Source organism: Natrialba aegyptia DSM 13077 (genome assembly GCF_000337535.1).
In the GTDB taxonomy this organism is placed as follows: Archaea; Halobacteriota; Halobacteria; order Halobacteriales; family Natrialbaceae; genus Natrialba; species Natrialba aegyptia.
Window position 1 is genome coordinate 53,641 of the sequence record NZ_AOIP01000056.1, and the last position, 24,784, is coordinate 78,424.

19 protein-coding genes and 9 pseudogenes are annotated in these 24,784 nt (G+C 60.1%); 9 read left to right on the top strand and 19 right to left on the bottom strand.

The genetic code is table 11. The features are described from left to right. Positions 1-33: 33 nt before the first annotated feature. Positions 34-768, bottom strand: coding sequence for a helix-turn-helix domain-containing protein (locus C480_RS19615; protein WP_161607033.1), 735 nt, complete (start codon positions 766-768; stop codon positions 34-36). A 390-nt stretch (positions 769-1,158) separates the two neighbouring features. Between C480_RS19615 and C480_RS19620 the strand changes: the two genes are divergently transcribed. Further along, positions 1,159-2,091, top strand: a complete 933-nt coding sequence (locus C480_RS19620; protein WP_006667396.1) for a DUF1152 domain-containing protein — start codon at positions 1,159-1,161, stop codon at positions 2,089-2,091. A gap of 26 nt (positions 2,092-2,117) precedes the next feature. Then, entirely contained in the window at positions 2,118-2,636 is a 519-nt protein-coding gene (locus C480_RS24830; protein ID WP_161607034.1) for an MFS transporter, read from the top strand. A gap of 143 nt (positions 2,637-2,779) precedes the next feature. On the opposite strand, the gene tnpA is transcribed toward C480_RS24830, so the two are convergent. Next, a complete protein-coding gene (gene tnpA, locus C480_RS19630) occupies positions 2,780-3,187 on the bottom strand; it encodes an IS200/IS605 family transposase (protein WP_049904059.1) in 408 nt (135 codons plus the stop codon). Positions 3,188-3,231: 44 nt separating this feature from the next. Between tnpA and C480_RS19635 the strand changes: the two are divergent. Continuing rightward, positions 3,232-4,513 (top strand): annotated as a pseudogene (locus C480_RS19635) (RNA-guided endonuclease TnpB family protein); the annotation flags it as partial. A 157-nt stretch (positions 4,514-4,670) separates the two neighbouring features. Continuing rightward, positions 4,671-5,528, top strand: a pseudogene (locus C480_RS19640) (LLM class flavin-dependent oxidoreductase); the annotation flags it as partial. 144 nt (positions 5,529-5,672) lie between these two features. Here the strand turns inward: C480_RS19640 and C480_RS22630 are convergent. From C480_RS22630 to C480_RS24690, 3 genes and pseudogenes are all read right to left on the bottom strand, one after another. Continuing rightward, a pseudogene (locus tag C480_RS22630) lies at positions 5,673-6,418 on the bottom strand (IS6 family transposase). A gap of 190 nt (positions 6,419-6,608) precedes the next feature. Further along, the gene (locus C480_RS19650) at positions 6,609-7,241 is read right to left on the bottom strand and encodes a LysE family translocator (protein ID WP_006667401.1); all 633 of its coding nucleotides are present in this window, start codon (positions 7,239-7,241) and stop codon (positions 6,609-6,611) included. A gap of 355 nt (positions 7,242-7,596) precedes the next feature. Further along, positions 7,597-8,334, bottom strand: a pseudogene (locus C480_RS24690) (PEP-utilizing enzyme). Positions 8,335-8,520: 186 nt separating this feature from the next. Here C480_RS24690 and C480_RS19660 point away from each other — a divergent pair. Next, a complete protein-coding gene (locus C480_RS19660) occupies positions 8,521-8,976 on the top strand; it encodes a universal stress protein (protein ID WP_006667403.1) in 456 nt (151 codons plus the stop codon). 10 nt (positions 8,977-8,986) lie between these two features. Here C480_RS19660 and C480_RS19665 read toward each other — a convergent pair whose 3' ends face one another. The 8 genes from C480_RS19665 to C480_RS19695 form a co-directional block, all read right to left on the bottom strand. Further along, positions 8,987-10,378, bottom strand: coding sequence for a hemolysin family protein (locus C480_RS19665; RefSeq protein ID WP_006667404.1), 1,392 nt, complete (start codon positions 10,376-10,378; stop codon positions 8,987-8,989). A gap of 5 nt (positions 10,379-10,383) precedes the next feature. Next, entirely contained in the window at positions 10,384-12,486 is a 2,103-nt protein-coding gene (locus C480_RS19670) for a dipeptide ABC transporter ATP-binding protein (protein ID WP_006667405.1), read from the bottom strand. Next, the gene (locus C480_RS19675; RefSeq protein ID WP_006667406.1) at positions 12,483-13,403 is read right to left on the bottom strand and encodes an ABC transporter permease; all 921 of its coding nucleotides are present in this window, start codon (positions 13,401-13,403) and stop codon (positions 12,483-12,485) included. Before C480_RS19675 ends, C480_RS19670 begins: the two co-directional genes overlap by 4 nt. Beyond that, positions 13,400-14,395 (bottom strand): ABC transporter permease, encoded by a 996-nt coding sequence (locus tag C480_RS19680; RefSeq protein ID WP_006667407.1) that lies wholly within the window; start codon positions 14,393-14,395, stop codon positions 13,400-13,402. The genes C480_RS19675 and C480_RS19680 overlap by 4 nt, the downstream gene beginning before the upstream one ends. Beyond that, positions 14,392-14,568 carry a hypothetical protein gene (locus C480_RS23570; RefSeq protein ID WP_161607035.1) on the bottom strand — a complete coding sequence of 59 codons (177 nt, stop codon included), beginning with the start codon at positions 14,566-14,568 and terminating at the stop codon, positions 14,392-14,394. The genes C480_RS19680 and C480_RS23570 overlap by 4 nt, the downstream gene beginning before the upstream one ends. Before the next feature lie 14 nt (positions 14,569-14,582). Beyond that, complete coding sequence (locus tag C480_RS19685) at positions 14,583-16,493, bottom strand: ABC transporter substrate-binding protein (RefSeq protein ID WP_006667408.1); 1,911 nt, start codon at positions 16,491-16,493, stop codon at positions 14,583-14,585. A 118-nt stretch (positions 16,494-16,611) separates the two neighbouring features. Then, the gene (locus C480_RS19690; RefSeq protein WP_006667409.1) at positions 16,612-17,262 is read right to left on the bottom strand and encodes a helix-turn-helix domain-containing protein; all 651 of its coding nucleotides are present in this window, start codon (positions 17,260-17,262) and stop codon (positions 16,612-16,614) included. Between the two features lie 99 nt (positions 17,263-17,361). Further along, a complete protein-coding gene (locus C480_RS19695; protein ID WP_049904061.1) occupies positions 17,362-18,798 on the bottom strand; it encodes an SLC13 family permease in 1,437 nt (478 codons plus the stop codon). Between the two features lie 125 nt (positions 18,799-18,923). Here C480_RS19695 and C480_RS22635 point away from each other — a divergent pair. The 3 pseudogenes from C480_RS22635 to C480_RS24380 form a co-directional block, all read left to right on the top strand. Next, a pseudogene (locus C480_RS22635) lies at positions 18,924-19,136 on the top strand (IS5/IS1182 family transposase); the annotation flags it as partial. Continuing rightward, positions 19,130-19,285: pseudogene (locus C480_RS24835) on the top strand (ArsR family transcriptional regulator); the annotation flags it as partial. The pseudogenes C480_RS22635 and C480_RS24835, both read left to right, overlap by 7 nt. Before the next feature lie 92 nt (positions 19,286-19,377). After that, a pseudogene (locus C480_RS24380) lies at positions 19,378-19,668 on the top strand (transposase); the annotation flags it as partial. A gap of 21 nt (positions 19,669-19,689) precedes the next feature. On the opposite strand, the gene C480_RS19705 reads toward C480_RS24380, so the two are convergent. The 3 genes and pseudogenes from C480_RS19705 to C480_RS24840 form a co-directional block, all read right to left on the bottom strand. Then, positions 19,690-20,550 (bottom strand): aldo/keto reductase, encoded by an 861-nt coding sequence (locus tag C480_RS19705; protein ID WP_049904063.1) that lies wholly within the window; start codon positions 20,548-20,550, stop codon positions 19,690-19,692. 142 nt (positions 20,551-20,692) lie between these two features. Further along, positions 20,693-21,007 (bottom strand): YqcI/YcgG family protein, encoded by a 315-nt coding sequence (locus C480_RS24625; RefSeq protein ID WP_083873438.1) that lies wholly within the window; start codon positions 21,005-21,007, stop codon positions 20,693-20,695. 91 nt (positions 21,008-21,098) lie between these two features. After that, positions 21,099-21,581: pseudogene (locus C480_RS24840) on the bottom strand (phosphate-starvation-inducible PsiE family protein). A 148-nt stretch (positions 21,582-21,729) separates the two neighbouring features. On the opposite strand from C480_RS24840, the gene C480_RS19720 reads away from it, so the two are divergent. Continuing rightward, entirely contained in the window at positions 21,730-22,671 is a 942-nt protein-coding gene (locus tag C480_RS19720) for an alpha/beta hydrolase family protein (protein WP_006667414.1), read from the top strand. A 380-nt stretch (positions 22,672-23,051) separates the two neighbouring features. Here the strand turns inward: C480_RS19720 and C480_RS19725 are convergent, their stop codons facing one another. The 3 genes and pseudogenes from C480_RS19725 to C480_RS19730 form a co-directional block, all read right to left on the bottom strand. Further along, positions 23,052-23,552, bottom strand: coding sequence for a hypothetical protein (locus C480_RS19725; RefSeq protein WP_241433886.1), 501 nt, complete (start codon positions 23,550-23,552; stop codon positions 23,052-23,054). A 111-nt stretch (positions 23,553-23,663) separates the two neighbouring features. Continuing rightward, positions 23,664-23,756 (bottom strand): annotated as a pseudogene (locus C480_RS23305) (IS6 family transposase); the annotation flags it as partial. An 84-nt stretch (positions 23,757-23,840) separates the two neighbouring features. Continuing rightward, entirely contained in the window at positions 23,841-24,692 is an 852-nt protein-coding gene (locus C480_RS19730; protein ID WP_006667416.1) for an aldo/keto reductase, read from the bottom strand. Between the last annotated feature and the right edge of the window lie 92 nt (positions 24,693-24,784).

Below are 24,784 nucleotides of genomic sequence, written 5' to 3' on the forward strand. Positions count from 1 at the left end.
AAGGACTCTACCCTGCTATGATCGGGTCAGAGTCTATTTAGACGATTCCTTCGTTTCTGGCGGATTAAGAAGCTGGTTTTCTGCCAATCGGAGATGCTCAAGGAAGGTCGTTTTTGAGACATCGAGAGTGTCAGCAAGTTCTTGAACACTCGTATCCCGGGGCCACTCGTAATATCCGTTTTCGCGGGCTAACTCGTATGCTTGACGTTGGCGGGGAGTAAGTTCGTCCAACCGCGCCCGAAATGCTGGCCGAGAACGACCTTGCTCTGCTGGAGTAACGCGTTCAATCGTTATATCCGCCTCGTATTCCGCCTCAATTGCCTCAATCTGACGACCGAGGGCAGAACGATCCATCTGCACTAAGAGCGGCCAAACCTCACGTCCGTCTTCCATTTGTGATGCTCCATCGAGTACGAATCCTCGAGAGAAGAAGGCTGGTCCGATGCCCTCAGTGAACCTGTATTCGATAAATACATCCTGTGTGTGCGTTCCGATAGCAGACTCTGGAGAGAGACTCGCAGCTGGGGATGACTGCACTTCTTGAACCTGTCGTATTCGGGAGGAGTTTTTGGCGGCCTGGATTGCCTTTTCGACATGATCAGGGGAATCGCCGTAGATTGTGCACCGTTCGTAAGCCCGGCGACCGTCCATCACGCTTCCATGGCCGAGCACGCCTGCGCCTGTCTCTTCCATCACTTCGGTAGTCCAGCATTCCGGATGCCATAACTCCAATTTCACGCTCAGGAGTTCCTGCTGCGGTACTGCCATTATGCTAACCACCCTCTCGGAGAGTGAAAAAGGCGTCCGCTGAACCCGACTATATGAGGGGTAGTTTCTCGTTGTGACATCGCTCTTCATCTCCATGATGATCGAACGAGAGCGTGACTGATTTAATGCATCAACAAATGGATTTGAATTAATTCAAATGGGTGCTAGGATAGATACTACCACTTGGCAGGAAGTAGGTAGTGACCTCCACGCTTCGAATCCAGTTCCTTCCCCGAAGAGCAGGGAGTGTGATAGTATTCTCACCGAATCTGCTTCGTTCAACGCAGTCGTGGGAAACAATGGAATCAGTCACGAATCGCATATTCATCGTTGGAAGATGGCAATTCAGGAATCACCATGGTTTTTCGGCCGTCACAAAAAGGCTGCACTATGAAGACCATCGAAGACGCCTTCGATAAATCCCGTGCGCTCGTATTCGGTGTCGGTGGCTGCGGCGACATCGTGAGCACGGTTCCGACCGCCCAATTCCTCGAAGCCCACGGCGTCGACGTCATCCTCGGCGGCGTTGCCTGGGAACGAGTCGTGGTCGATCCCCAACCCGGCCCCCGTCACTTTGATGACATCGAAAACATCGACCGACTCAACGACTCGGTTGCCCTCGCAACTGACGAGACGCGAACCCACGACGGCATCGAGTTCGCCGAGACCAACGTCGCCCGACACTATGACGAAGACGTCATTCTCATCGATATTGGCGGCGGGGCCCGCGGCGTTGCTGCTGGCCTTAACGATGCCTGTGACCAGCTCGATGTCGACCTCGTTGTCGGCACTGACGCCGGCGGAGATGTCCTTGCGGCCGGTAATGAACCGGGTATCAAGAGTCCGCTGACGGACGCCGTCATGCTCTCGGTGCTCACTCACCTGGAGGTCGACGCATGCCTTGGCATGTATGGCTACGGAAGTGACGGCGAACTCACCCTCGACGAGGTCAAGGACGGCATTTCCCGGGCCGCCAAGCGTGACGGCTTGCTCGGCGCATGGGGACTCACACCCAAAATCGTCGGCGAACTCGAGGACCTCTTGGACGTCGTCACGACGGAAGCCAGCCGTCTCCCCGTCGACGTTGCCCGAGGCAAACTCGGCGATGCCACGATTCGAGACGGAGCTCGCTCCGTCGAACTCACCCCGGCGAGTACAGTAACGTTCTACCTCGATCCAGAGGCGATCGCCGCAACGTCCGATCTCGACGAGCACGTGGCCCATACCGAGAGTTTCGAAGCAGCCCACGAAGCACTATCGAGTGCCGGATACGACACGGAACTCGACCTCGAACGCAGCCTCGTCACCGACGATCAAACGTAATCATTCGCCCCTATGAGAGGCTCTCAGTGGATCGTACTGGCTGGCGTTCTGGTCGTGGCATTGAGCCTTCGTCTGGCAGTCGCGTCTATCTCGCCGGTCCTGGAAACGGTTCGCGCCGACCTTGGACTGACCTACACTGCAGTCAGCCTTCTTACGACGATTCCCACCCTCTGTATGGGGTCTTCGCACTTTCGATTCCAGCGGTCACTGACCAGCTCGGTCGGGAACGAGGCATATTCTGGGGGATTATCCTCATCACTGTCGCGACAGCGGGCCGCGCCTGGAGTCAACACCACCTCGTGCTCTTCGGTAGTACGCTTCTCGTCGGCGTTGGAATCGCAGTTACACAGGCACTGCTCCCCCCGCTCGTGACCGAATACTTCCCGGATCGTGAATCGTTCGCCACGGGGCTCTACACAGTAAGCCTCACCATCGGAGCGGCACTTGCCGGCGCCGTGACCGCGCCAATCGGTGATCTCTTCGGGTCGTGGACGGTTGGACTGGCCGCTTGGGCAATCCCCGCTGCGGTGACCGTTCCGATCTAAACGAAAAGCAGCGCGAGTTCCCCGCCCCACCGTGGGCGGGGGTGAAGCGCGTCACTCCGGCGTATGTTCCGTCTCCTCGATATACNATCTAAACGAAAAGCAGCGCGAGTTCCCCGCCCCACCGTGGGCGGGGGTGAAGCGCGTCACTCCGGCGTATGTTCCGTCTCCTCGATATACCGTTCAACCACTTCCTCCGATACTGCTCCCGTCGTTCCCACGTAGTATCCAACCTTCCAGAATCCGCCGCCCCAGAAATACGACTCTCGAATCTCGGGATACCGTTCCAGCAAGTGCTTTCCAGAGTACGACTTGAACTGCCGTGCTACCTCAGCAGGGCTATGTTTCGGGTCTGTTTGCACGAACAGATGAATGTGGTCGTCTGCAATCTCCAACGCCAAAATCTCGTGGCCGAAGTGGTCGGCAGTCTCCGCAAACAACTCTCTCACGTCCTCCTTGACCACACCGAGAACAGAGTGTCTATACTTCGGACACCACACGAAATGATACTTGCAGGAACTAACCGAATGTGCGTGACTGCGGTACTCTTCCATCCCTAATCCCTACATTTATGACAATCTGGAACGATTGTCAATGCATGGGTGAAGAAGCCACGAAGACGATCCAGACGCGGCTCCACATAGCGTCTGGTGAACGATCGTGGCTTCACGACGCCCGCCTCGCCTCTCGCGAGATATTCAACCAAACCATCCGCCTCAAACAACAAGGGTACAATCGCACCGAGATACAGAAGGAGGTTGACCGCGACAACTTCCTACGGAACAACAAGTGCGCGGTCGTCGGCAAAGCCCTCCAAACATGGGACTCCTACCAATCACTCAAAGACTGGTGGGAGAATCAAGACGACCCTGACCGAGGGAAGCCGNCCGCCGAGTACGGACAAATCTGGTGCCTACCCGCTTGTGATGGCGCACACGGAAGGCTACCGCCTCACCGTGAACGACAACACGAACCGCGTCCAGTTCCGCATCAGCCCGAAACCCTACAAGAAGGTCAAGGGCCATCTTCGCGGTGAGCCGGACGCAATGGACGAACTTCGAGACGCCCTCACGTCGGATGAGGTGGATATAGGGCAGGCCGAACTCCTGTACCGCGATGGCGTGTACTACCTACACGTCACGGTCACACGCGAGTTCGACGTGCCCGAACCCGATACCGCCGATACGGTAGTCGGTGTGGACATCAACGAGCGCAACGTCGCTCTCACCGCCCTCGACCGCGACACGATGCGAACGAAGGGCACGCTCGTCCTTGACTACGGACGGGTGAAGCAGGAACGCCAACGTTACCACACCATTACGAAACGTTGTCAGGAACACGGCAAGACGAGCATCCACCAGAAACTCAGTGACAAAGAAGAGCGATTCACCGAGTGGGTATTGCACCGTCTTTCCCGTGCTGTCGTAGAGTTCGCAGAGCAGTTCCCGAACCCGGTTATCGTGTTCGAGGATATGAGTGGTATCCGCGAGGAGATGCAGTACGGGTCGTATATGAACCGCCGGTTGCACAAACTGCCGTTCCACAAATTCGAGAGGTTCGTCTCGTACAAGGCGACGTGGCGGGAGATTCCGACGGATACGGTGGACGCTTACTACAACTCGCAGACGTGTTCGTGCTGTGGTGAGCGTGGGTATCGGCAGGGTCGGCGGTTCAGGTGTCCGAACGACGAGTGTGACGTGGCGCAAGACCACGCCGACCGGAATGCGTCGGTGAACATCGCGTGGCGTGAGAAGGCGAAACTCGATGGTAACGAATCGAATTACCGGACTCACAAAACCCAACCACAGGTTCGGTTGGTGCGTCTGTCCGGGTCGGGGCGCGTAAGCCGCCCAACCTCATCCCGCTCGCTTGCCGAGCAGNACAAAACCCAACCACAGGTTCGGTTGGTGCGTCTGTCCGGGTCGGGGCGCGTAAGCCGCCCAACCTCATCCCGCTCGCTTGCCGAGCAGAGAGTGCTAGCACACAGCTGAGGGAACCAACAAAAGCCTCGGGCCACCGCGCCCGAGGCTGTTTACCGATGGGTATATGCCGGGGATAATACCTGCACTGAGCGCGCTAGCAGCGGTCACCAACGATATTGAACTCGGGCCGTGTATCGCACTGGCCCCACTGTATAACCCGATTCGACTCGCGGAGGACATCGCGACGATCGACCTGATCGCGGGCGGGCGGACGACACTTGGCTTCGGGATCGGTTCAAATATCGATTTGCTCAACGCGTTCGGGATCGCAGGGGATGAACGAGTCGATCGACTGACGGACACCATCGATGTGATTCGGGGTGCATGGTCGGAGGGGTCACTCAATTATGAGTCGAATTTTCACGAGACACCAGCCGATATCGACGTGACGCCTAAACCGGCACACGATGTGCCGATCATGTTCGGTGGCGTTGCAAAGCCAGCCGTTCGGCGTGCCGCCCGTATCGGGGATGGCTGGTGTGCGCCCCAGAGTCTCCCGCTCGAAGCCATTCGCAAGCGTGTCGCGGACATCGAAACCGTTCGGGAAAATGAGGAGATCGACGGCGATTTTCAGGTCTATTTGGTCTTGGATGGGTTTGTCGGGGACTCCCACGAGCTAGCGTGGGAAACAATGCGTGAGGGTTATTTCTATACCACACGTCGATACGCAGAAATCGACTCAGGCGAGCCTGTCGACGAACTATCCACTGAGCAAAAGCAGGATCTAAAAGAACAGGCGATATTCGGCACACCCGAGCAAGTCGTTGACGAACTTCAGACGTACCGCGACGCCCTCGGCGATGATGTCCACATCATATTTCGATCGTACCATCCAAACATAGGCACGGAGGAGATGGCTAGCTGTATCCGTCGACTCGGCGACGAGGTTCGACCTGAGCTGGTCAGGGCATAGCAAAACAGCGTGTCCCAGTATCTCACAAACCGAGTAATCGAACCATCCGCTTGTTGATGGTAGCCGCTCTATACCTGATGTAGTCGCATCTTCCAACTCGTCCAGAAGTTGCGACTGGCGTGCTCAATGCATGAGTGGCACTGTCTAGTTTAGCATCTCCTCGGCTGGCGTTCGGCATTGAGTGCTTGATTCGGTCGATCGTGGTTGTAGTAGTGTCTGAAGCGTCTAAGTCAGCGTCTTGCACTGGCCGGACTGCCGCGCCAGAAGGAGTGAAAGCGGTCGAGCCGCATTGAGACCGTCTGAAACCACTTTTCGACGTGGTTTCGGTCACTGTAATTGAGCTGACCACTCAATTCGTGGCGTGCGAGGGCAGTCAGATAGCCGCCAGCATCGACGAGAAACTCTGTCTCGTCGATATCGTGTTTCTCGGTGAGACGGTGCAGAAACGCCGCCGCGGGGTCAGTCCCGCGGCGTTGACNGGCGTTGACGAGACGCACAGCGTCTCGTTCGCACACCAGAACGCAAGGCGTTCTGGGGACGGCTGTAGATGTCGATTTCGAGCAGCAGCGTTGATTTGGTGTCGATCGCGGCGTACAGCCACTTTTTCTCGCCGTCAACCTCGATCTGTTTCTCGTCGACCGCGACTCGCGACGGCTGCGCCGTCGGCGGGTCGCTCTGGGCCTCCGAAAGCTTGTGCGTCCAGTTCCAGATTGCGCCGTGAGAGCGGTCAATGCCGAGTAATTCGAGCACTGATACAATCTCTCGAACCGACAATCCCATCGAATGCAGACGCACCCCGAACACCCTGACGGGTGTCGGGTGCGCTCGTTCTCCCAAACCTCATCACAATCCACGTCTAAGGTCTCTCTGAGCAGGTTGGCGAGTTGCATTGGACACTTCTCGCCACCACCTGCTCATTCCTCAAACTCTCATCTAGACAGTGCCTGCTCACTTAAATCTCACTGCGATGACGTAAGATGGCCAACGGAAGGTGTTGTCAGCATGAAGGTCGAGAACGGAGCCGTCATTATTGTCGGCTAAACGCCATTTGTAGCCAGTTTGCGTAGCTAAGGGATTTTCCTACGTAGTAGGTCTTCGTTCAAGGGCGAGTTTGACACCAAACCCGACCAGAACGCTTCCGCTTGCCATGCGCAGCATGGTCTTCACGAGATCTCGTTCCGTGATTACCCGCCGCGCTCGGGCCGAGAACACCGCCAGCATCGCTTGATAGACGAATCCAAGACCCGCAAACAGGACGCCGAGCAGGAATATCTGGACGGAAACGTTGCCTCCGGGTTCGACGAACTGCGGGAGAAACGTGAGGAAGAAAATCGCCACCTTCGGGTTTAGGACGTTGATCATCAGAGCACTCCGATACGACGCGCTGGGCGTGTAAGTGGTTCTCTCCGGCGTTATCTCGAACTCTTCGGAATTTCTAAACGTCTGAATGCCCAGATACACGAGATATGCCGCCCCGACGAATTTGACGACTGTGAAAGCCACCGCCGATGTGCGTAGCAGGGCGGAAAGACCCAGTACAGCCGCGGTCGTGTGGACGATGCTTCCAGACGAGGATCCGAGTGCAGCAGTGATACCCGAGGTACGCCCGTCGCTGATACTTCTGGTCAACGTGTAGATACTGTCTGGACCAGGGGAGACGATGAGGGCGAATGCGATTGGAATGAATGCGAGAATGGTACTCAGTTCAAGCATATCCTTCGAGACACTCCCGCTCGAAATAACTCATTCGTCGGTAACGAATGGAGGGAACCACTTGCGACGTGTTCGTGACTAATCGAGCTGGCTACTATCCCCTGTTCGACTCCACGCTGCCCCGAGAGCCACGCCTAATGCGATGCCGATGGCTATCCACAATACCAGAAGTCGGCTAGGTCGATTCGTTATGCATAGCCACCGCCGAAATGTAGGCTGGTTGGATCGGATTCAACACGTACCATGCACGAGTGGACTCTCTCCCTGACTTCAGTCTCTGCAGAATCTCGAACTTCTTCGAACTACCGAAGCTGATTTTTCCAGAACGATCCAGAACGATCCAGTGAGTGAGCCATCAATCGTCCTCAATGATCTCAACCGTTCCCCGGGTTCCGTCAATCCGCACCCGCTGTCCCGTCTTGATGCGACGTGTCGCTTCAGGTACCGACACCACGGCTGGTAGCCCCTATTCGCGCGCGACGAGCGCGCCGTGGCTCAACCGGCCGCCAACTTCTACGACGATGCCTGCTGCGTTCAGGAATAACGGCGTCCAGCCGGGATCGGACGACGAGGCGATGAGAATTTTACCCTTCTCGATCGTCTCTTCGGAGGGATCGTGAACGACGCGGGCAATCCCTTCAATAGCACCGCCTGACACGCCCGTTCCGACGAGTGCGTTTTCCGGGACATCCTTACGCTCGATGTCCCCGCTTGGCGCTTCACCTTCGCTCGTCAACACTGGTGGCGCATCCAGTGCCGCGTGGCGGTTGAACGCGGCGCGTCTGGCGTCGATATTGACCGCGATCGAGTCACCATCGAGCGCAGCGAACAATTCGCCTTTTCGGAGGAACCAGACGTCGTTGGAACTGTTCAAAATTCCCTCCGTGACGAGGAGGTCGCCGGCGTCACGGAGTGTTTCATGCCACGCCGTGAATATGTGGGCCAGACCCTGTTTTGGGTACTCACGTGTCTGGATGTAAGCGCGATACGTTCTGATGAGTCGGTGAACGAGACGTTTTCGAGTCGAGCCGAACAATCCATTATCAGCTCGCTGTTCGAGCCGCTTGGCTGCGTCCAGTGCTCCACGTTCCATCTGCTGGACATGTTCGCGGTGTTCGCCCGACTCACCGTGGTCGAGATTCGCGCGAACTGTCTCGAGCACTCTTTGGGACGGAACGGATCGATATATCTTGAAAAATAATATCTGAATGTCTGTTCCTTCCTCACCGTGGTGGAACCATTCCGTATATTTACATAATTCGGCCACGGCTATTCGAATATGTCAATACTTGCAGCCGTCGATGCGACGAGTGAGCACGATTCCGTCGTCGAGATCGGATACGATCTGGCTTCGGCCTACGAGACAGAATTGTCCGTCCTCCACGTCGTCTCACAGGAGGCGTTCGAATCTCGCAAGGCGGCTGTCGAACGCGTCTCGGATGTGCAGGGGTATAGCAAACCGCAGCGCGCCGACGCTGCAGCGAACGTCGCGAACAAAGTAGTCGTCGAAACGCTCGAGAACAGCGATCGCGAGACGATCTCGACGGTCGGACGCGTCGGCGAACCAGTTCCATCGATTCTGGACGTCGCAGCCGATATCGACGCCGAGTACATCGTTATCGGCGGCAGAAAACGGTCTCCGACCGGCAAGGCTCTGTTCGGGAGTACGACTCAGTCCGTCCTACTCGAGGCCGATCGGCCAGTAGTCACTGTTATGTCGGATACGGGAGAGTAGGAACGACCCGCTAACTCAAGGTAGCCACGCCCGAATCGTCGGCTATCGATGGATCGGGTTCGTCGATGCGGACACGCTTGATTCGCGTGTCGTCGACGCGTTCAACGGTTAATTCGACGCCGTCGTACGCGAACGTCTCGCCGGGTTCGACGAGTCGTCCCGCTCGATTAAAGACGAAGCCGGCGATCGTCTCGAACTCCTCTCCTTCCGGGAATTCGACGCCGATGACATCGTTGACGGCTTCGATATTCACCTCGCCGTCGACCCGGACCGTCCGTTCGCTGACGCTTTCGATGGGTTCGTCTTCCTGCGTATCGAGTATCTCGCCGACGACCGCCTCGACGATGTCCTCGGTCGTTATGATCCCTTCCGTCGTCCCGAACTCGTCGATAACGACGACCTGTTCGACCCGCTCGTGACGCATCTCGTGGAACAGTTCGTCGACGTGTTTGCTCTCCGGGACGTGTAGCGTCTCTTCGATGTGAGCCTCGAGCGAGGAATCCTCAACTGACTCGCCGTACTGGGAGTCTCGGACGAGATCGCCGAGTGCGACGACCCCGACGATGGCATCGAGGTCTCTCTCGTACACTGGCAGGCGGGTATGACGACTCTCGACGCACTTCGCGACAGCATCATCGACCGTCGCCGTTCGGGGGACGGCGGTTACGTCCAGTCGCGGTGTCATCACTTCCTTTGCGATGGTGTCGTTGAACCGGAACACCCGCTGGAGCATCTCGCGTTCGTCGGCCTCGATGATCCCCTCACTCTCGCCGGTCCGTATCAGTTCTCGGATCTCCTCACGACTCACGTAGGACGACTCGACGGCGGTTCCGCCGCCGCTGAGATTGTTGACGAGACGAGTCAACGTATCGAACGTGACCACCAGCGGATACAGCACATACTTCGAGACCTGCAGCGGCCGAGCGACCGAGAGGGCCCAGGACTCCGTATTCTCGATGGCGTGCGATTTCGGCGCGCTCTCGCCGAACAGCAAGACGACGGCCGTCACGCCGAACGTCGCCGCCGCCATCGCCTGTCCCTGCCCGACGTACATCGCGAACAGTCCGGTCGCGATCGACGACATCGCAATGTTGACGAGGTTGTTCCCGACGAGGATCGTCACCAGCAGCCGGTGGGGGTCAGATTTCAGTGCCTGCACCGTCTCGGCACCGGGTCTCCCGTCCTCGACGAGCACCTCAATGCGGTGGTGTGCCAGCGAGAACATCGCTATCTCCGCCGAGGAGAAAAACGCCGACAGCACAAGCAACACCAGTAGCGTCCCGATTCCGATGGCGGCCACAAGGTTCGTCGACGGATCGACGCCGACGGCACTCGGGACGATAGCCGCGCTATCGACGTCGACCGGGGCGCTTCCTACCGCAGTCGTCTCGAGACCGGGCATGGAAGTCAGTCACCGACCGAGTCAGTGTTGGCCGATTCCGGGAACTTGGTCTCGTCTACCGCCGATGCGTCCGACGCGTTGAGTCCCTCCTCTCCCTTCGGGAAATAACACGCCGCTCGATGGGTCTCATCGCCGATTTCGTCGATGGCCGGCTCGGCCTCCCAACACGACCCCTGTGCCTTCGGACAGCGCGGGGCGAACGCACAGCCCGAGGGGAGGTCGACCGGGTCCGGCGGCTCACCCTCGAGTAGGACGCGCGTTCGATCGGCCGTCGGATCCTTTTCCGGTGCAGCCGAGAGCAGCGACGAGGTGTAGGGGTGTCGCGGCTGGGACGCGATTCGATCGACGTCGCCTTCCTCGATGACGCGGCCGAGGTACATGATGGCCAGCCGATCCGATACCTGCATCAGGCTTGCGAGGTCGTGGGAGATGTAGACGATCCCGATGTCCTCCGCGTCGGCTAACCCGCGCAGCAGGTTCAGCAAGTTGACTTTCAGCGAGACGTCAAGCATCGACGCCGGCTCGTCACAGATCAGGAAGTCCGGATCCAGAACCAGCGCCTTGGCGACCGCCACGCGCTGGCGCTGCCCGCCGGAGAGTTCGTGGGGGTATTGGTCGAGGAATTTCTCGGCAGGGGTCAGCCCGACTTTCTCGAGCGTCTCGACGATCGCCCGCTCTTTTTCGTCCGTGCGGTAGTCGTGGATCGTCAGTGGCTCGCCGACGAGTTTGCGGACAGTCTGGCGGGGGTTCAGCGAATCGAAGGGGTCCTGAAAGATGATCTGGACCTTCCGCCGGAACTCTTGGAGGTTGCCGTCCCGATAGTACTCGTAGGGTTCCCCGTCGAACATGAAGTCGCCTCCGGTCGGATCCTCGAGCAAGGCCATCGTCTCGCCGAGCGTCGACTTCCCGCAGCCGGACTCGCCGGCGACGCCGAGCACCTCCGACCGACGGACGGACAGCGAGACGCCGTCGACCGCTTTCACGTAGTCGGGGTCCTCGCCGCGGAGCTTGCTCAGCAACGGCTGGCTCTGCTCGTAGTGTTTTTCCAACGCGTCCGTCTCGAGGATGACCTCGCCGCGGTCGGAGTCGGCGTCACCGTCGTCGGGAATGTTCCACGTCTCCGGTTCGTCGGCGTCTCGACGCAGCTGCGCTGCTTCCTTGACGCGATGGCAGGCCGAGCGGTGGTTCCGGTTGGGGAGATCGACCAGATCGGGATGGGACTCCCCACACTCGTCCGTGGCGAACGGACAGCGGTCCTCGAAGACGCATGCCGTCGGCTCTCGGTTCAGATTCGGCGGCGAGCCGGGAATCGCGACGGGGTCCTCGTTCTCGTCGATCTCCGGGAAGGAGTTCTTCAGCCCCATCGTGTAGGGGTTGGTTGGGTTGACCAGCACGTTGTCGACGCTTCCCTGTTCCATTACCTTCCCGCCGTAGAGGATCGAGAGGTCGTCGCAGGTCTCCGCGATGACACCGATTTCGTGGGTGATCAACAACAGCGAGCTGTCCATCCGCTCTTGGATCTCTAAGATCTTGTCGATGATCTTGTCCTGAACGATGACGTCCAGCCCGGTCGTCGGCTCGTCGGCGATGATCAGATCCGGTTCGAGGGCCAGCGCCATCGCGATGGTGACTCGCTGACGCATCCCGCCGGAGAACTCGTGGGGATAGTTGTCGATTCGGTCCGGATCGAGGCCGACGATCTCGAACAGTTCGCGGACGCGGTCGCGCGCCTTCGCGTCCGTAACGTTGCGGTGAGTGTGGATCGCCTGTGCGATCTGGTCGCCGGTCGACATCACGGGATCGAGCGAGTCCATCGCGCTCTGGGGGATGTAGGCGATGTCCTCCCAGAGGACGTCCCTCCGTTCGGCCTCCGAGAGCGAGGTGAGATCGGTCCCATTGAACTCGATCGTCCCGCGCTCGACGGTGCCGTTCCCCGGGAGCAGCCCCAGTAGCGCCTCCGCGACGGTGGACTTCCCAGAACCGGACTCACCGGCGAGACCATAGTTGACGCCCTCGTCGATGCTGAACGAGACGTCGTTGACGGCGTGGACTGTTTCGTCGTCGGTCGCGTACGTGACTTTGAGGTTTTCGACGTTGAGTAGCGTCATTGGTCGGTCTGAATTTCGGGATTGATGACTTCCTCGTAGGCTCGTCCGATGAGGAACACCGAGGTGGTTATCGCAGCAATACCGATCGCGGGCGGAAGCACCCACCACCACGCAACGCGCATGTTGCCCGACGCGAACACCTGCCGGAGCATCCGACCCCAGCTGGTCATCGTCGGATCGCCGAAGCCGAGGAACGCCAGACTCGCCTGCGCGGCGATCGCCCAGGCGACGCCGTAGGCGGTATAGAGGAATCCGATCGGCAACACGTTCGGTGCGACGTGATACAGCATCGTCCGCAGGTTACTCGCCCCGCTGGCTCGAGCGGACCTGACGAACGTCCGCTCGCGGACCGACAGCACCTCGGAGCGGACGACCCGCGCTGGCATCTTCCAGAGGAACGTGGCGATGATCGCTGTGATCAGCCAGATGTTCGGCGTCATGAACGTCAGCAACAGCAACGCCATGGGCATGAACGGCAGCGAGAACGTCAGGTCGGTCAATCGCATCAGGAGTTCGTCGACCCAGCCGCCGTAGTAGCCGCTGACGACGCCGACGGTGAAGCCGAGCGCGCCCGTTCCCAGCCCGCCGAACAGGCCGACGATGAGCGTCGGCCGCGCGCCGGCGAGGAACTGGCTCAGCACGTCCTTGCCGTACGCCGTCGTCCCGAATAACGCGTCCGCGCTCGGGGCCGTGAGCCGGAGCACGGAGCCGCCGTCGCCGCGAACGGTATGCTCGATCGGGTCGTGGAGGGCCAGGTACGGCCCGAACAGCCCGAGGAATACGAACGCCGCGACGACGAGCATGCCGGCGAAGGCCATCGGGTCCTGTCGCAGGAACGCGAACTGGTCGCGGACGGTCGTCCACAGCGCGTCGGCGCGCTTGTACAGCTCTGCCTCGGGTTTCGTTTCGGTACTCATGCGGAGCCACCTCCGTTCGTCGATACCGTCGGATCGAAGTACGCGTAGAGGACGTCGGCGGCGAGGTTCGCGATGATGACCGCCAGCGCCATGATGAAGACCGCGGCTTGGACCAGCGGGTAGTCCTGTTGCTGGATGGCCAAGACGAGTTCGCGGCCGATACCGGGCCAGCTGAAGACCACCTCGAGCAGGATCAACCCCTGGAAGATCATGCCCAGTCGGAGCGTGAAGTAGGTCAGGATGGGCAGCATCGAATTGCGGCCCGCGCGGGCCAGTTGCTCCATCTCGGTGAGTCCCTTCGCCCGGTGGAGTTTGAGGAACTCCGAGCCGCGTTTTTCGACGACGCCGTTGCGGGCCAACAGCAGGAAGTCGCCGCTGTAGTAGAGGACGGCGACGGTAAACGGTAAGAGGTAGTGATGGAGGAAGTCGAGCGAGACGAACGTCTCGAGGTAGCCGTCCGGCGTCGCCCGGATCGACCGCATTCCGAGCGCGGGGACGATCTCCAGATTGTAGGCGAAGACGATGATGAAGAAAATCGCCGTGATGAACACCGGCGTCGAGCGCAGCAGCGTCGTCGAGACGATGCTCGCCTTCTCGAGGCGGCTGCCCCGGTTCCAGCCGGCGTACATCCCCAGCACTGAACTCAGGATCGCCGTGGTCACCAGCGCCGGCACGAGCAGGATCAGCGAGTTGATCAGCCGCGGCTCGAGGACCTCCCAGACCGGCTGGCTCCGCAGGATGGAGTAGCCGAACTGGAAGGTCAGCAGGCTCCCGAGGTAGTTGATATACTGTTTCCAGATCGACTGATCGAGCCCGTACATCGCCCGGATCTCGTCGATCTGCTCCTGATTGAGGTTCCCCGAGGTGACGAGCGCCTCGAAGGGACTCCCCGGCAGGAGCCGGAGGACGACGAAGATGACCGAGACGGCGACCAGCGTCAGGAGGACTGAAATCGCGAGCCGCTTGAGCAGGAACCGCTGGAATTTGCTCATCGGTTCTCACCCGCCACGATACCGGTCGCCGGCCGCGCCGTTGCACCGGCCGCACTGTCGCACTCGAGCGGTGCGCGCTCGGCTCGAGCGGCGGCGTGGTCAGGGTGTCGGTTCGCCTCGAGTCGGGTCCGCCCCCGCGACGGTCGCGGGAAGCAGTCGGTTGTGCGGTCCATTGGTGTCTGGCTGTTCATGAGAAATCTGGTTGGTCGAGGTCCGAGCGGCGCTCGTTGGTGTTTTCGGGCTGAAGTCGCTCAACAAACGCTCCCCACGCGTCGCCGTTGGGGAACCGCAAGTTGCCGTCGTCGTCCCACGTGTAGCCTGCCCGCTTGAGGATGGTTCGTGCGTCTTCGACGTCGTAGCTGTAGTCGGTCGTCTCGGGGTTGTGCCACTGGGTGAGCGACGAAATCAGGTTCTCTCCGTTCGGTACCGTCGCCTGTCCTTGGAGGAAGTCCTCGACGAACCCCTGTGAGTCGACCGCTTTCGCGAGCGCGACGCGGAATTCCTTGTCCCGGATCGGCGGACAGGAGAACATGAGTTTCGCGTTCAGTGGCGCGTAACTACCGACGGACATCTTCTCGATCCCGTCGGTGTTGGCCGCACGGTCGGCCTGTAGGGTCGAGAGTGTCGTCCCGATGGCGTCGATCGACCCGCTCTGGAGCGAGCCGATCAGCGCATCGACGTTGCTCACGTTGATCCAGATGACGTTCTCGACGCCGGGGCCGCGCTCGGCCTGATCGCCGAGGGCGTCGGCCCGCCAGTCGTCGTCGAACATCCAGTGGCTCTCGTTGCGCGAGGCCTCGAACCGGGTCCCCTGCTCCCAGTCTTCGAACTGGAAGGGGCCGGTGCCGACGGGGGCGTCCGGGTTATGCTGAGACGGGTTGTCGACGTCCTCCCACCGGTGTTTCGGGAGGATCACGCTCCGGACGACCCGCTGGGTCATGAACGAGGCGTCGGGGTTCGACAGGTTGAACCGCACTTCGTGATCGCCGAGCACCTCGACGGACTCGATCGGCTCGTAGAACGGCACCTGACTCGTCGAGGCGTATTCGTCGTACAGTTCGACGGTGAACGTCACGTCTTCGGCGGTGAACGCCTCGCCGTCGTGCCACTCGACGCCCTCGCGCAGCGTGAGTTCGACGGTCGTATCGTCGACGAAATCGCCACCGGTCGCCAGTGCGGGGACCACGTCCAAATCGGGTGTCGCGTCGAATAATCCGTCGTAGATGAACGTGAGTCGATTGGCCTCCGCGCCGCCGGCGGCCCACGGCAGATTCAGCGAGTTCATCGACGTGGTGACACCCTTGACGTAGGTCCGGTTGTCCGTCTCGGGCTGGAGGTTGACCTCCGTCCAGACAAACGAGTCCATCGTCGGGCCGTTGCCCGGCGTTTCGACGTAGCCGCTCCACCGCTCCGTGTTCACCGCCGTGATGATGTTCGGGTACAGCGTGATGAGCGCCCCGACATCTTCAGCGAACAGTTCCTGCGCGCGGTCGACGAGTTCCTCGCGCTTCTCGCGATCGGTCGTCTGGGCCTGTTCCGTGAGAACCTCTTGTAGCTCGGGATTGTGGTAATTGTCGTAGTTCGAGAGCGATTCCTCGGTCGCGCGCATCAACAGCGGGTTCGGATCGAGCCCCCGCTGCGGGTCGGGCCCGTGCGTGCTCATCGAGATGACCGCCTCGAGCCCCCGCGTTTCCCAGCTCTGGGCGTATAGCTGGTTCAGCGGTCGATCGTTGAGCCTGACGGCCATACCCAGGTCGTTGAGACCGCGCTTGACCATCAACGCGTGTTCGCGCATCCACGGATCGTCCTCGCTCGAGAACTCTACGGGTAACCGGTCGAGCACCGAACCGGCCGTCGCGCTGTAATCCAGCGGTGGTGATTCAGCGTCGACGGTCTCCCACTCGCGCCAGTGCTTCGTTTCGACAGTCTCCGGGACGCCATCGGGCACGTCCGGCTCGAGACTCTCGCCACGACTAGCGCTACAGCCCGCCAATGCGCTCGTTCCGAGCGCCGCGGTGGCCGTGGCGATATAGCCACGTCGCGTGAGTCGGCCACCGACCCCTGCGACCGAACCTTCATGATTTTCTTGCGTCGTCATCCACCCCCACGTTATGGGCTAACTAGGTTCGGTCTACTCCCTATCGGCACCGATAGCTATCATTCTTTAAGTGAGGGATGGTGTGAAAACCCACTCTCGAGACGAACTCGGATAGCGATCACTCTTGCGGCCCGTAAATGAGCTCGAGCAATGTTCGCTCGGCGGTCCGAAGACGTTCGCTCACTGTCGACTGAGCGATGTCGAGTTCGTCGGCGAGATCAGTTGCTGATGCCTCTCGGGGGATATCGAAGTAGCCGTAATTGTACGCCGTCTCGAGGACAGCCAACTGTTCGTCAGTGAGTTTCGAGACGAGAACCTCCGTTAACCGTCCGCTGTCGAGCGGTTCGCCGGGGTTCTCGTTTTGGGTCACCGACAGGAGTTCGAACTCGCCGAGGGTCTCTTGGACCTCGTCGGCCATCGACCGAAACTGGTCCCAGTCGCGCGTCGTCGTCACGATTTCGAAGACGTCATTCTGGAGAACGATGCGGTTCGGAATCGCCTCCTGACGGAGGACCAGACCCAGAATAAACGGGTACGACTCCGTTGCCAAAATGGTCAGTCGGCGAATCTCGAGATCGTCCGATGCGGTCGGAATCTCACTGCTATAGAACACCGATGTGCCGGAGATACCTTCAAGGACCGTTTCGGGGTCAAACCCGGTGTTTGACGCGACGGTCAGGGACTCAATCCACGTTCCATCTTCGACGTAGAACGCGTTGTCGAGCTCGATACTCCGGATGTCGTCCATCTCTCGATGGATCTTCGCCATCACGCCCGTCGGCACAGTAGTGAACTCAACACGTAGAATTGGCGACCCACCTATAGGGAAGAGTCCGGTCCGTTCATATATAGCTCACGCTTGTCGCGATCAGGTCACCAGCGGCCAGTAGACGAGCCACGAGAGGGCAGCGACACCGAAAGAGAGTCCCATCGTCACGATTCCGAACGAGGCGATATCGCGATGCGATAGCGGCCCTCGATCCATCGATACCAATACTGCCGTCGTGTTAAACGGGAGGATCGTCGTCGAACCGACGACCAGTAACACGGTAAGCGCGAGAGACAGCTGGTCGATACCGAACGCGTCCGCGAACTCGAGGACGATCGGGAGCGCAACGACGATCGCCGCCGAGCCGGTCGAGAACAGGATTCTGATCCAGACAGCGATGGCGACCAGCACTGCAACGATCTGCCAGTGGGCGAGTAGCTCGAACGGAACCCACCGCATGAGCACATCGATGACTGCCCTAATCGCACCGGTCGCGTCCATGACGTCCAGAATCGATAACATAGCGCCAATGAGGAAGATGATACCCCAGTTCACCGCTGCGATATCCTCCGCCGAGATAATGCTGACGGGCGGTATGGAGAGCACTGTGACCGCCGCGACAGCCGGTAGTACCGTTGGTAACCCGACGAACGATCCGACGATCCAGCTCACGACGGCCCCGAAGAGGACGATTCCGACGATACGCTGCTCGCGAGTCAATGGAGTCGTCCCCTCGCCATCCACCTCCAGTCGGATCCCGTTATCCCTGCCGATCGTCGTCTCTCCGTCGACCGTCGCGAACAGACCCGCACAGAGGGTCGCCAACGCGTAGAGGAGGACCGTCGGCGGAAGCATCAACACGGCCCAGTCGACCCACGTTATTGACCGGACCGTGGTCGCGACGATCTCGGAGGTGACTAACGCCATTCCGCCACCGGTCATTAGCGCCATCGACGCGATCGGGTTGACGTGGCCGAGAACGAGAAACGCCGCACTTTCGAAGCCGCTATCGGCTTCTAATTCGAACGCACCCGCGAGTCGTTTCACGATCGGAATGAATGTTACCGCGCGAGCCATCGCAGAGGGCATCACCAGTGCCAATGCGAGAATACTCCCGGCAACTGAGTGCAGCGTCCGACGCGGCGTACTGTCTGCAGTCAGCAGTTGACGCGCCACCCGTTGATCGAGACCGACACTCGCCGTCGCGTCACCCAACAACAGGAGCAACAGTAGGAAGAAGACGAGCGTCGACGTGAATCCCGTCGTCGCTGCACTGAACGAATCGACAGTCCCCAGCGCGAACAGTAACGTGACGCTGAGAACGCTCGAGACGACATACGGCATGGGTCGAGTCAGCCAGAGGACGAGCGCAGTCAGGAAGACTGCAAGCGTGCGCTGTCCGTCAACGGTCAGCGCCGGCAGTGGTGGAAGCGTTGCGCCGACGACGAGCACGCAGACAGCTACGAGAAGGCCCACTGTCTGACGGGACACTAGTACTGTCTCTCGTCCTGACAGTCCCTCAAACCGGTCTCTCATCACCGCTATGGTTGCCGTTCCCGCTGAAGAATCTGGTGACATAGCGGCTGGTGCTGTTCAGCGTCATTCGAGGGGCTCTGTTGAAATCCTCCAGAGGTTACAGGTTCGACCGGTAGTGTGACCGAATGCAGGCCCTCCCGAAGTCACGGGTACTCCAATTTGTTGAACAAGCATTCCACTTGGCCCGGCGAGCCGTGGCTCAATATTCCTCGAAGTTCTCAAAACGACGCTACACGCTCCACCAGCATATCGTCTTGCTCTGCCTCAAGGTTCGGAAAAACACGACCTATCGGACACTTCTTGATGAACTCATCGAAATGCCCCGGATTCGGAGAGCTGGCTTCGTGGCGGGACGCCGGATGAGAGTTGAATCGTCCCGTGGGGTGTCCAATCAATTGACCACGAGGACATCGATTTCTGGCAAGGTCGTCTTGAAGGCGATATCGCCGACGAAGCGGTTGCTTCCCTCATCGAAGAACTCCAGTAGCGGTTACTCGTTGAACTCTTCTTGGTAAGGGACGAGAGCGGGAACGCAACTGTCGCGCTCGCGCCGTGGCTACGGGCGCACGGCCCGAAATCAAGCCGATCGTCGAAGACCTGCTCAATTCGGCTGAGGACCTCGTCCACGTTGACAATGTACTGATGGACCGAGAGTTCAACAGTCAACACGTTCTGGAGATGGTCAGCAAACGCGGGCTCACGTATGTCGTTCCAAAGCGGATGCACACGAGTGAGAGAGCCCAGGCGAAGCGACTCTTCAAGAGCGATACGGATCGGTACGTGAACGACCGAAAGCTCCACTTAGGTAAGAACAAGTGGCACAAGACGACGCACGTGTATCGCCGAAACGAGAATTCTGAACACACCGACCGCGTCGCGACCGCGGTGGCCTCAGTTCGCGGCCTCGGTCAGCCGCTGGACCTCGTCGTCGCTGAGCGACAGGTGAGTGGCGGCGACGTTCGACTCGAGGTGGTCGGGATCCGAGGTTCCCGGAATCGGGAGGATGACGTCCGCGCGCTCGAGCAGCCAGGCCAGTGCGACCTGACGCCACGTCGCGTCGTGCTCGTCGGCGATCTCGTCGAGGAGGTCGCTGTGTGCGTCGAGGTCGTCGCCGTCGATCGGGGCCCACGGGATGAAGCCGATGCCGTTCTCTTCACAGATATCGAGGACCTCCTGGCTCCCGCGATCGTTCAGGTTGTACCGGTTCTGGACGGTCGCGACCTCGACCTGCTCGCGAGCCTGGTCGAGGAGTTCCGGCGAGACGTTACTGACGCCGACCTCGTCGACGAACCCCTCGTCTTTGAGTTCGGCGAACGTCGCGACGGAGTCCTCGAAGGGCGTGTCGTCGTCGGGTCGGTGGAACTGGTAGAGGTCGATGGTATCCGTCTGCAGGCGATCGAGCGAGGTGAGCACCTGATTGCGGATGTAGTCCGGATCGCCGTGGGCGATCCAGTCGCCGTCGTCGTTGCGCAGCAGGCCGGCCTTAGTCGCGACCAGCACGTCGTCGGGGTCGCCGATCGCCTCGCCGATGAGCCGTTCGCTGACGGCCGGGCCGTAGGAGTCGGCCGTGTCGATGAGGTCGACGCCGCAGTCGACGGCGTGCCGGACGACCTCGCGTGCGGTGCCCTCGTCGTCCGGCGAGCCGATGATGTCTTCGCCGGTGATCCGCATCGAGCCGAACCCGAGCCGGTGGACGGTCGCGTCGCCGATCTCGAACGTGTCGCTCTCGTTGGTGATCGCCTCGTCGCTCATACTCGTGCCGACAGCGGCCCGCCTCTTGAAGAGTGGCTTGCCCGAACGGCATGCCGGTTCCGCGAACACGCGGCTTCCGGCCTTCGAGCGAGGATCCACAAGCCTCGATCCTACGGGCCTCTGACCCGCGAATTCGCGGCCGTCACCGTCGCTCGCGCCCTCGCCGACTCCCCTCAACGTCGGTTCGCTCGGGCAGCGGACACCGAGCCACGCTCTCCGCGTTCGTCTCCGGGAGCATGTACTGCTTCCACTCCCGGGTCCGCGGGTCGACGAAGTCGCCCGCGTCGGGGTGCATCGCGACGTCGTCGTACGCCGCTGGGCGGTCGAAAGAGCACCACCAGCGACGGGTACTCGCCGATCGATTCGTAGGTCTCGTGGAACTTGGCCAGGGGATCCACGAGGGCCGCGAGTCGTTCCTCGATCCGGTCCTTGCCGAGCAGTTCCACGGCCACGACATCGACTTCGGTCGACCGCGGCATAAATTTCGAGCCGACGTTCGCCGAGCCGTCCGGGCACGCCGACCCGACGAACGAAGTGCGGCCGCGGCGTCAGCCGTACACGCGCTCTGCGAAGAGCAAGGCGACTAGGCCAAAGATGATGATCGTGTACGAGACGGCGGCGAAGAGGGCGTCCTGCGCGGTCGCGTACTCGTCCGTCCGGAAGATGATCGCCTTCCGGACCATCGCAATCACGCCAGTGTAGATGACGAGCCTACGATCTGGCGGGTTTCGCTCTCCTGCGTGTACGCGATGACCGTGTGATACACCTCGACGATGATCAACAGTAGGAGGCCGGTGTCAATGAACCCGATGACGACGAGCGGATCAGTGATGGTCTGCGCTCGAATCGACCGCAGATCTGCAGCGTCAGGTCGACGACGCCGATCGCGAAGAGGATCGCGAATACCCAGGCCGCGATCAGTTGACGAATCGAATGAACCGATCCGCGGCCGCGGCGATCCGATCGGAGCCGGTGACGGTCTCCGGACTGCCGCCTGGCGGGTCCGGTGGCGGGGAATCGTCGTCGGCCATGATGCGATCGAACCGTTGGTCCGTTCTGAACATCGATTCGAACGCCGATAAATGTTCGACGTCGCGCCCGTCGGTCCGGGCGGCGGACAGCGTTCGATCTGCAGAGCATCACGCGTGTAGTTATGGTCCCGCCGGTCGTCGTGCCGGTGTGAGTGCCACTCGCGACGCGATCCTCGATCGCCTCGGAACGATCCCCGACCGCCCCGATCCGGCCGTCGAAATCGTCTCGACCATGGCCGCCGACGGGTTCGAGCGCCGACTCGTCGAGTACGACGTCGAACCGGGAGAGCGAGCCCGAGCCTATCTGCTCGTGCCGGACGACATCGATGCCGGCGACGAGCGCCCCGGCGTCCTCGCCGTCCACCCCCACGCGGGCGAGTTCGCCGTCGGCAAGTCCGACCCCGCCGGGCTGAGCGAGACGGCCGCGTACCACTACGGCGTCGAGTGCTGCCGGCGCGGCCACGTCGTCTGCTGTCCGGACCTGCTTTGTTTCGAGGACCGCCGCCCGGCCGAGCGCGAGCGCGCGGCCGGGACGGCCCCCGCGGGCGCCGACTACGAGAAGTTCGTCGCGATGGACCGTCTGCTGCGCGGCTCCTCCCTCCAGGCGAAGTACCTCTCGGACCTCGCCGCCGCGCTCGACATCCTCGAAGCCCATGACTCGGTCACTCCCGATTCCCTGGGTGTGCTCGGGCACTCGCTCGGCGGGCAGGAGGCCGCCTGGGTGGCCTGGTTTGACGACCGCGTCGACGCCGCGGTCGTCTCAAGCGGTGCGGCGCGACTCGCGGCCGTCCAGCGCGAGCAGATCACCCACAACTTCGCGCTGTACGTCCCCGGGCTGCTGACGGTCGGCGATATGGACGACGTCCTGGCGGACGCGGCTCCGACGCCGCTGTTGGTGACCCACGGTACCGAAGACGGCATCTTCCCGCCGGACTCCGTCCGCCGGCTCGGCGACACGGTTTTGGACGCCTACGCCGACGCCGGCGTTCCAGAGCGGTTCGAGCTGACGTTCTTTGACGGCGGCCACGAGTTCCCCGCCGACGTCCGGTCGAACGCCTACGCTTGGTTGGATCGCTGGCTCGATCGGTGACCCCGGTGCTCGCTTCCCACGACGCGATCTTGGTGATGCGCTCTGCTCGAGTACGACGTCGTCTCCAGTCCGTCCGGTCTCCACTCGGACCGCTGACGAAGGCGTCGCCGTGAGACGTCCTCGTCGGTTCAGAAGGCGGTTCGTGGCCGACGGGTCACTCGCTTTGCGATACGCGTTGTCGATCGCAGACGGACGGTGCCTCCCGGATTTGAACCACACGATCTTTCGCGAGAAGGGGATAGCTCGGTCTCAATCGGGTGCGTAAGAGACACCAAGACACACTCATTCGGCGCGATCATCACGGGCAAGTCGCGTCTGATTGGTCCCTCATCTGGCGGATATTGATTTCCATAAGAGACACAGAACTGCGACGAAACGGCCTACATAATCGCCAAGACGCCAACGATCCAGACCGGAAGGGGAAGCAGTACGAGGGCGCTGATAAGCGGTCTATCACGCAGAGACGCCGCAGCGGCGTACAATTCGGCGAAGATGGCGGTCTGTCCGAGATAGAGGAATAGTTGCCACTGCGTGAATTCGGAGCCACCAGACACCAGAACGGTCGAGATCTGGGCATCGCTTAGTACTATGGGTGCGAAAAAGAACATGAAGACATACGCAGCGGCTATCGCGCACGCCCCCCAGAGTACGACGAGACCGATTTCCAGGACACTCGCTGCTGGCCGATTCCGCACGTACACGAGAGCCCCAATAACGAAGGTGACTAACTCGACGATTGGTTGCAGTGGTCCCACCAGCGCTCGCAGCAGGTCGAGCCGCAACGCTATCGTCGTCCAGTAGGCCCACTCCAAGGCCAGTCCGACCCCGACGATGCCGACCAGCGCGCCAATAAACATTCGCCTGTCCAGATCGGTAATCACCGACTGGATATCGTTATCTAAGACGGAAATCGATGGGAAAAGCTCTATTAATTATAATGATGACGTCTAATACATATACGGTAGTATGTGTCTTTTGTGGCTGGGTACTGTCTAGTTTAGTACCTCTTCGGCTGGTGTTCGGTCATTGAGTGCTTGATTTGATCGATTGTGGTTGTAGTGGTGTCTGAACCGTCTGAGCCGAGCGTTCGAGTTACTGCTTTTCGAAATCCGATCGGGAAACATCCGAGGACTGGGTGGAACTGAGGGGGAGTTGGCGCTTGTGAGCTCTCAGGTATTGGCCTCCACTTCACTTAGTTGTTTGACGAATTCCGGGTCCCGGTGGTCAGGGAACAGCGATTCAAACTCATTTAGCTCTGAGATCGTGTTCATATCTTCGGTACTCAGTTCGAAACCAAAGATATCGAAGTTCTCGACGATCCGCTCCTCATGGACTGACTTAGGGATCGCAACAATTCCTCGCTGTATCAACCATCGAAGAACGACCTGTGCAGCCGATTTGCTATACTGTTCGCCGATCGAAACCAACACGTCGTTCTCGAAGAGGTTGTTCCGTCCTTCAGCGAACGGCCCCCAGGACTCATGCTGGATCTCATGCCTGCTCATGAACTCAGCGTCTTCGGTCCGCTGGTAGAAGGGGTGTGTCTCGATCTGATTGACTGCAGGGACGACCTCGTTGTGGACGATCAGGTCGATCAAGCGATCCGGGTGGAAGTTGCTAACACCGATGGCTCGAATCTTATCTTCGTGGTAAAGGTCCTCCATTGCCTGCCATGATCCATGAACGTCACCGAAGGGCTGATGGATCAGATACAGATCCAGATAGTCCAGTCCCAGTCGGTCAAGTGACCGTTCAAACGCCCGCTTCGTACTTTCGTAGCCAGCATCCTGTATCCAGAGCTTCGTGGTGACGAACACGTCCTCTCTCGCTACATCGCTCGTCTCGATCGCTCTGCCAACAGCCTCTTCGTTCTCATACCCGGCCGCAGTATCGATGAGACGATACCCGGTACGGAGAGCATCGGAGACACTTCGTTCACATACTTCGAGATCATCAATCTGATACGTACCGAATCCGAGGATCGGCATTTCCACGTCGTTGTTTAGCGTGACGGTTTCCATTTCCACATTTGAAGGTAGACCGCGCGCCATTTGGATTCGATGCTATTCTAAAACCTCATTTAAGTCCCTTCGCTAGCCCGAGCACTCCTCCA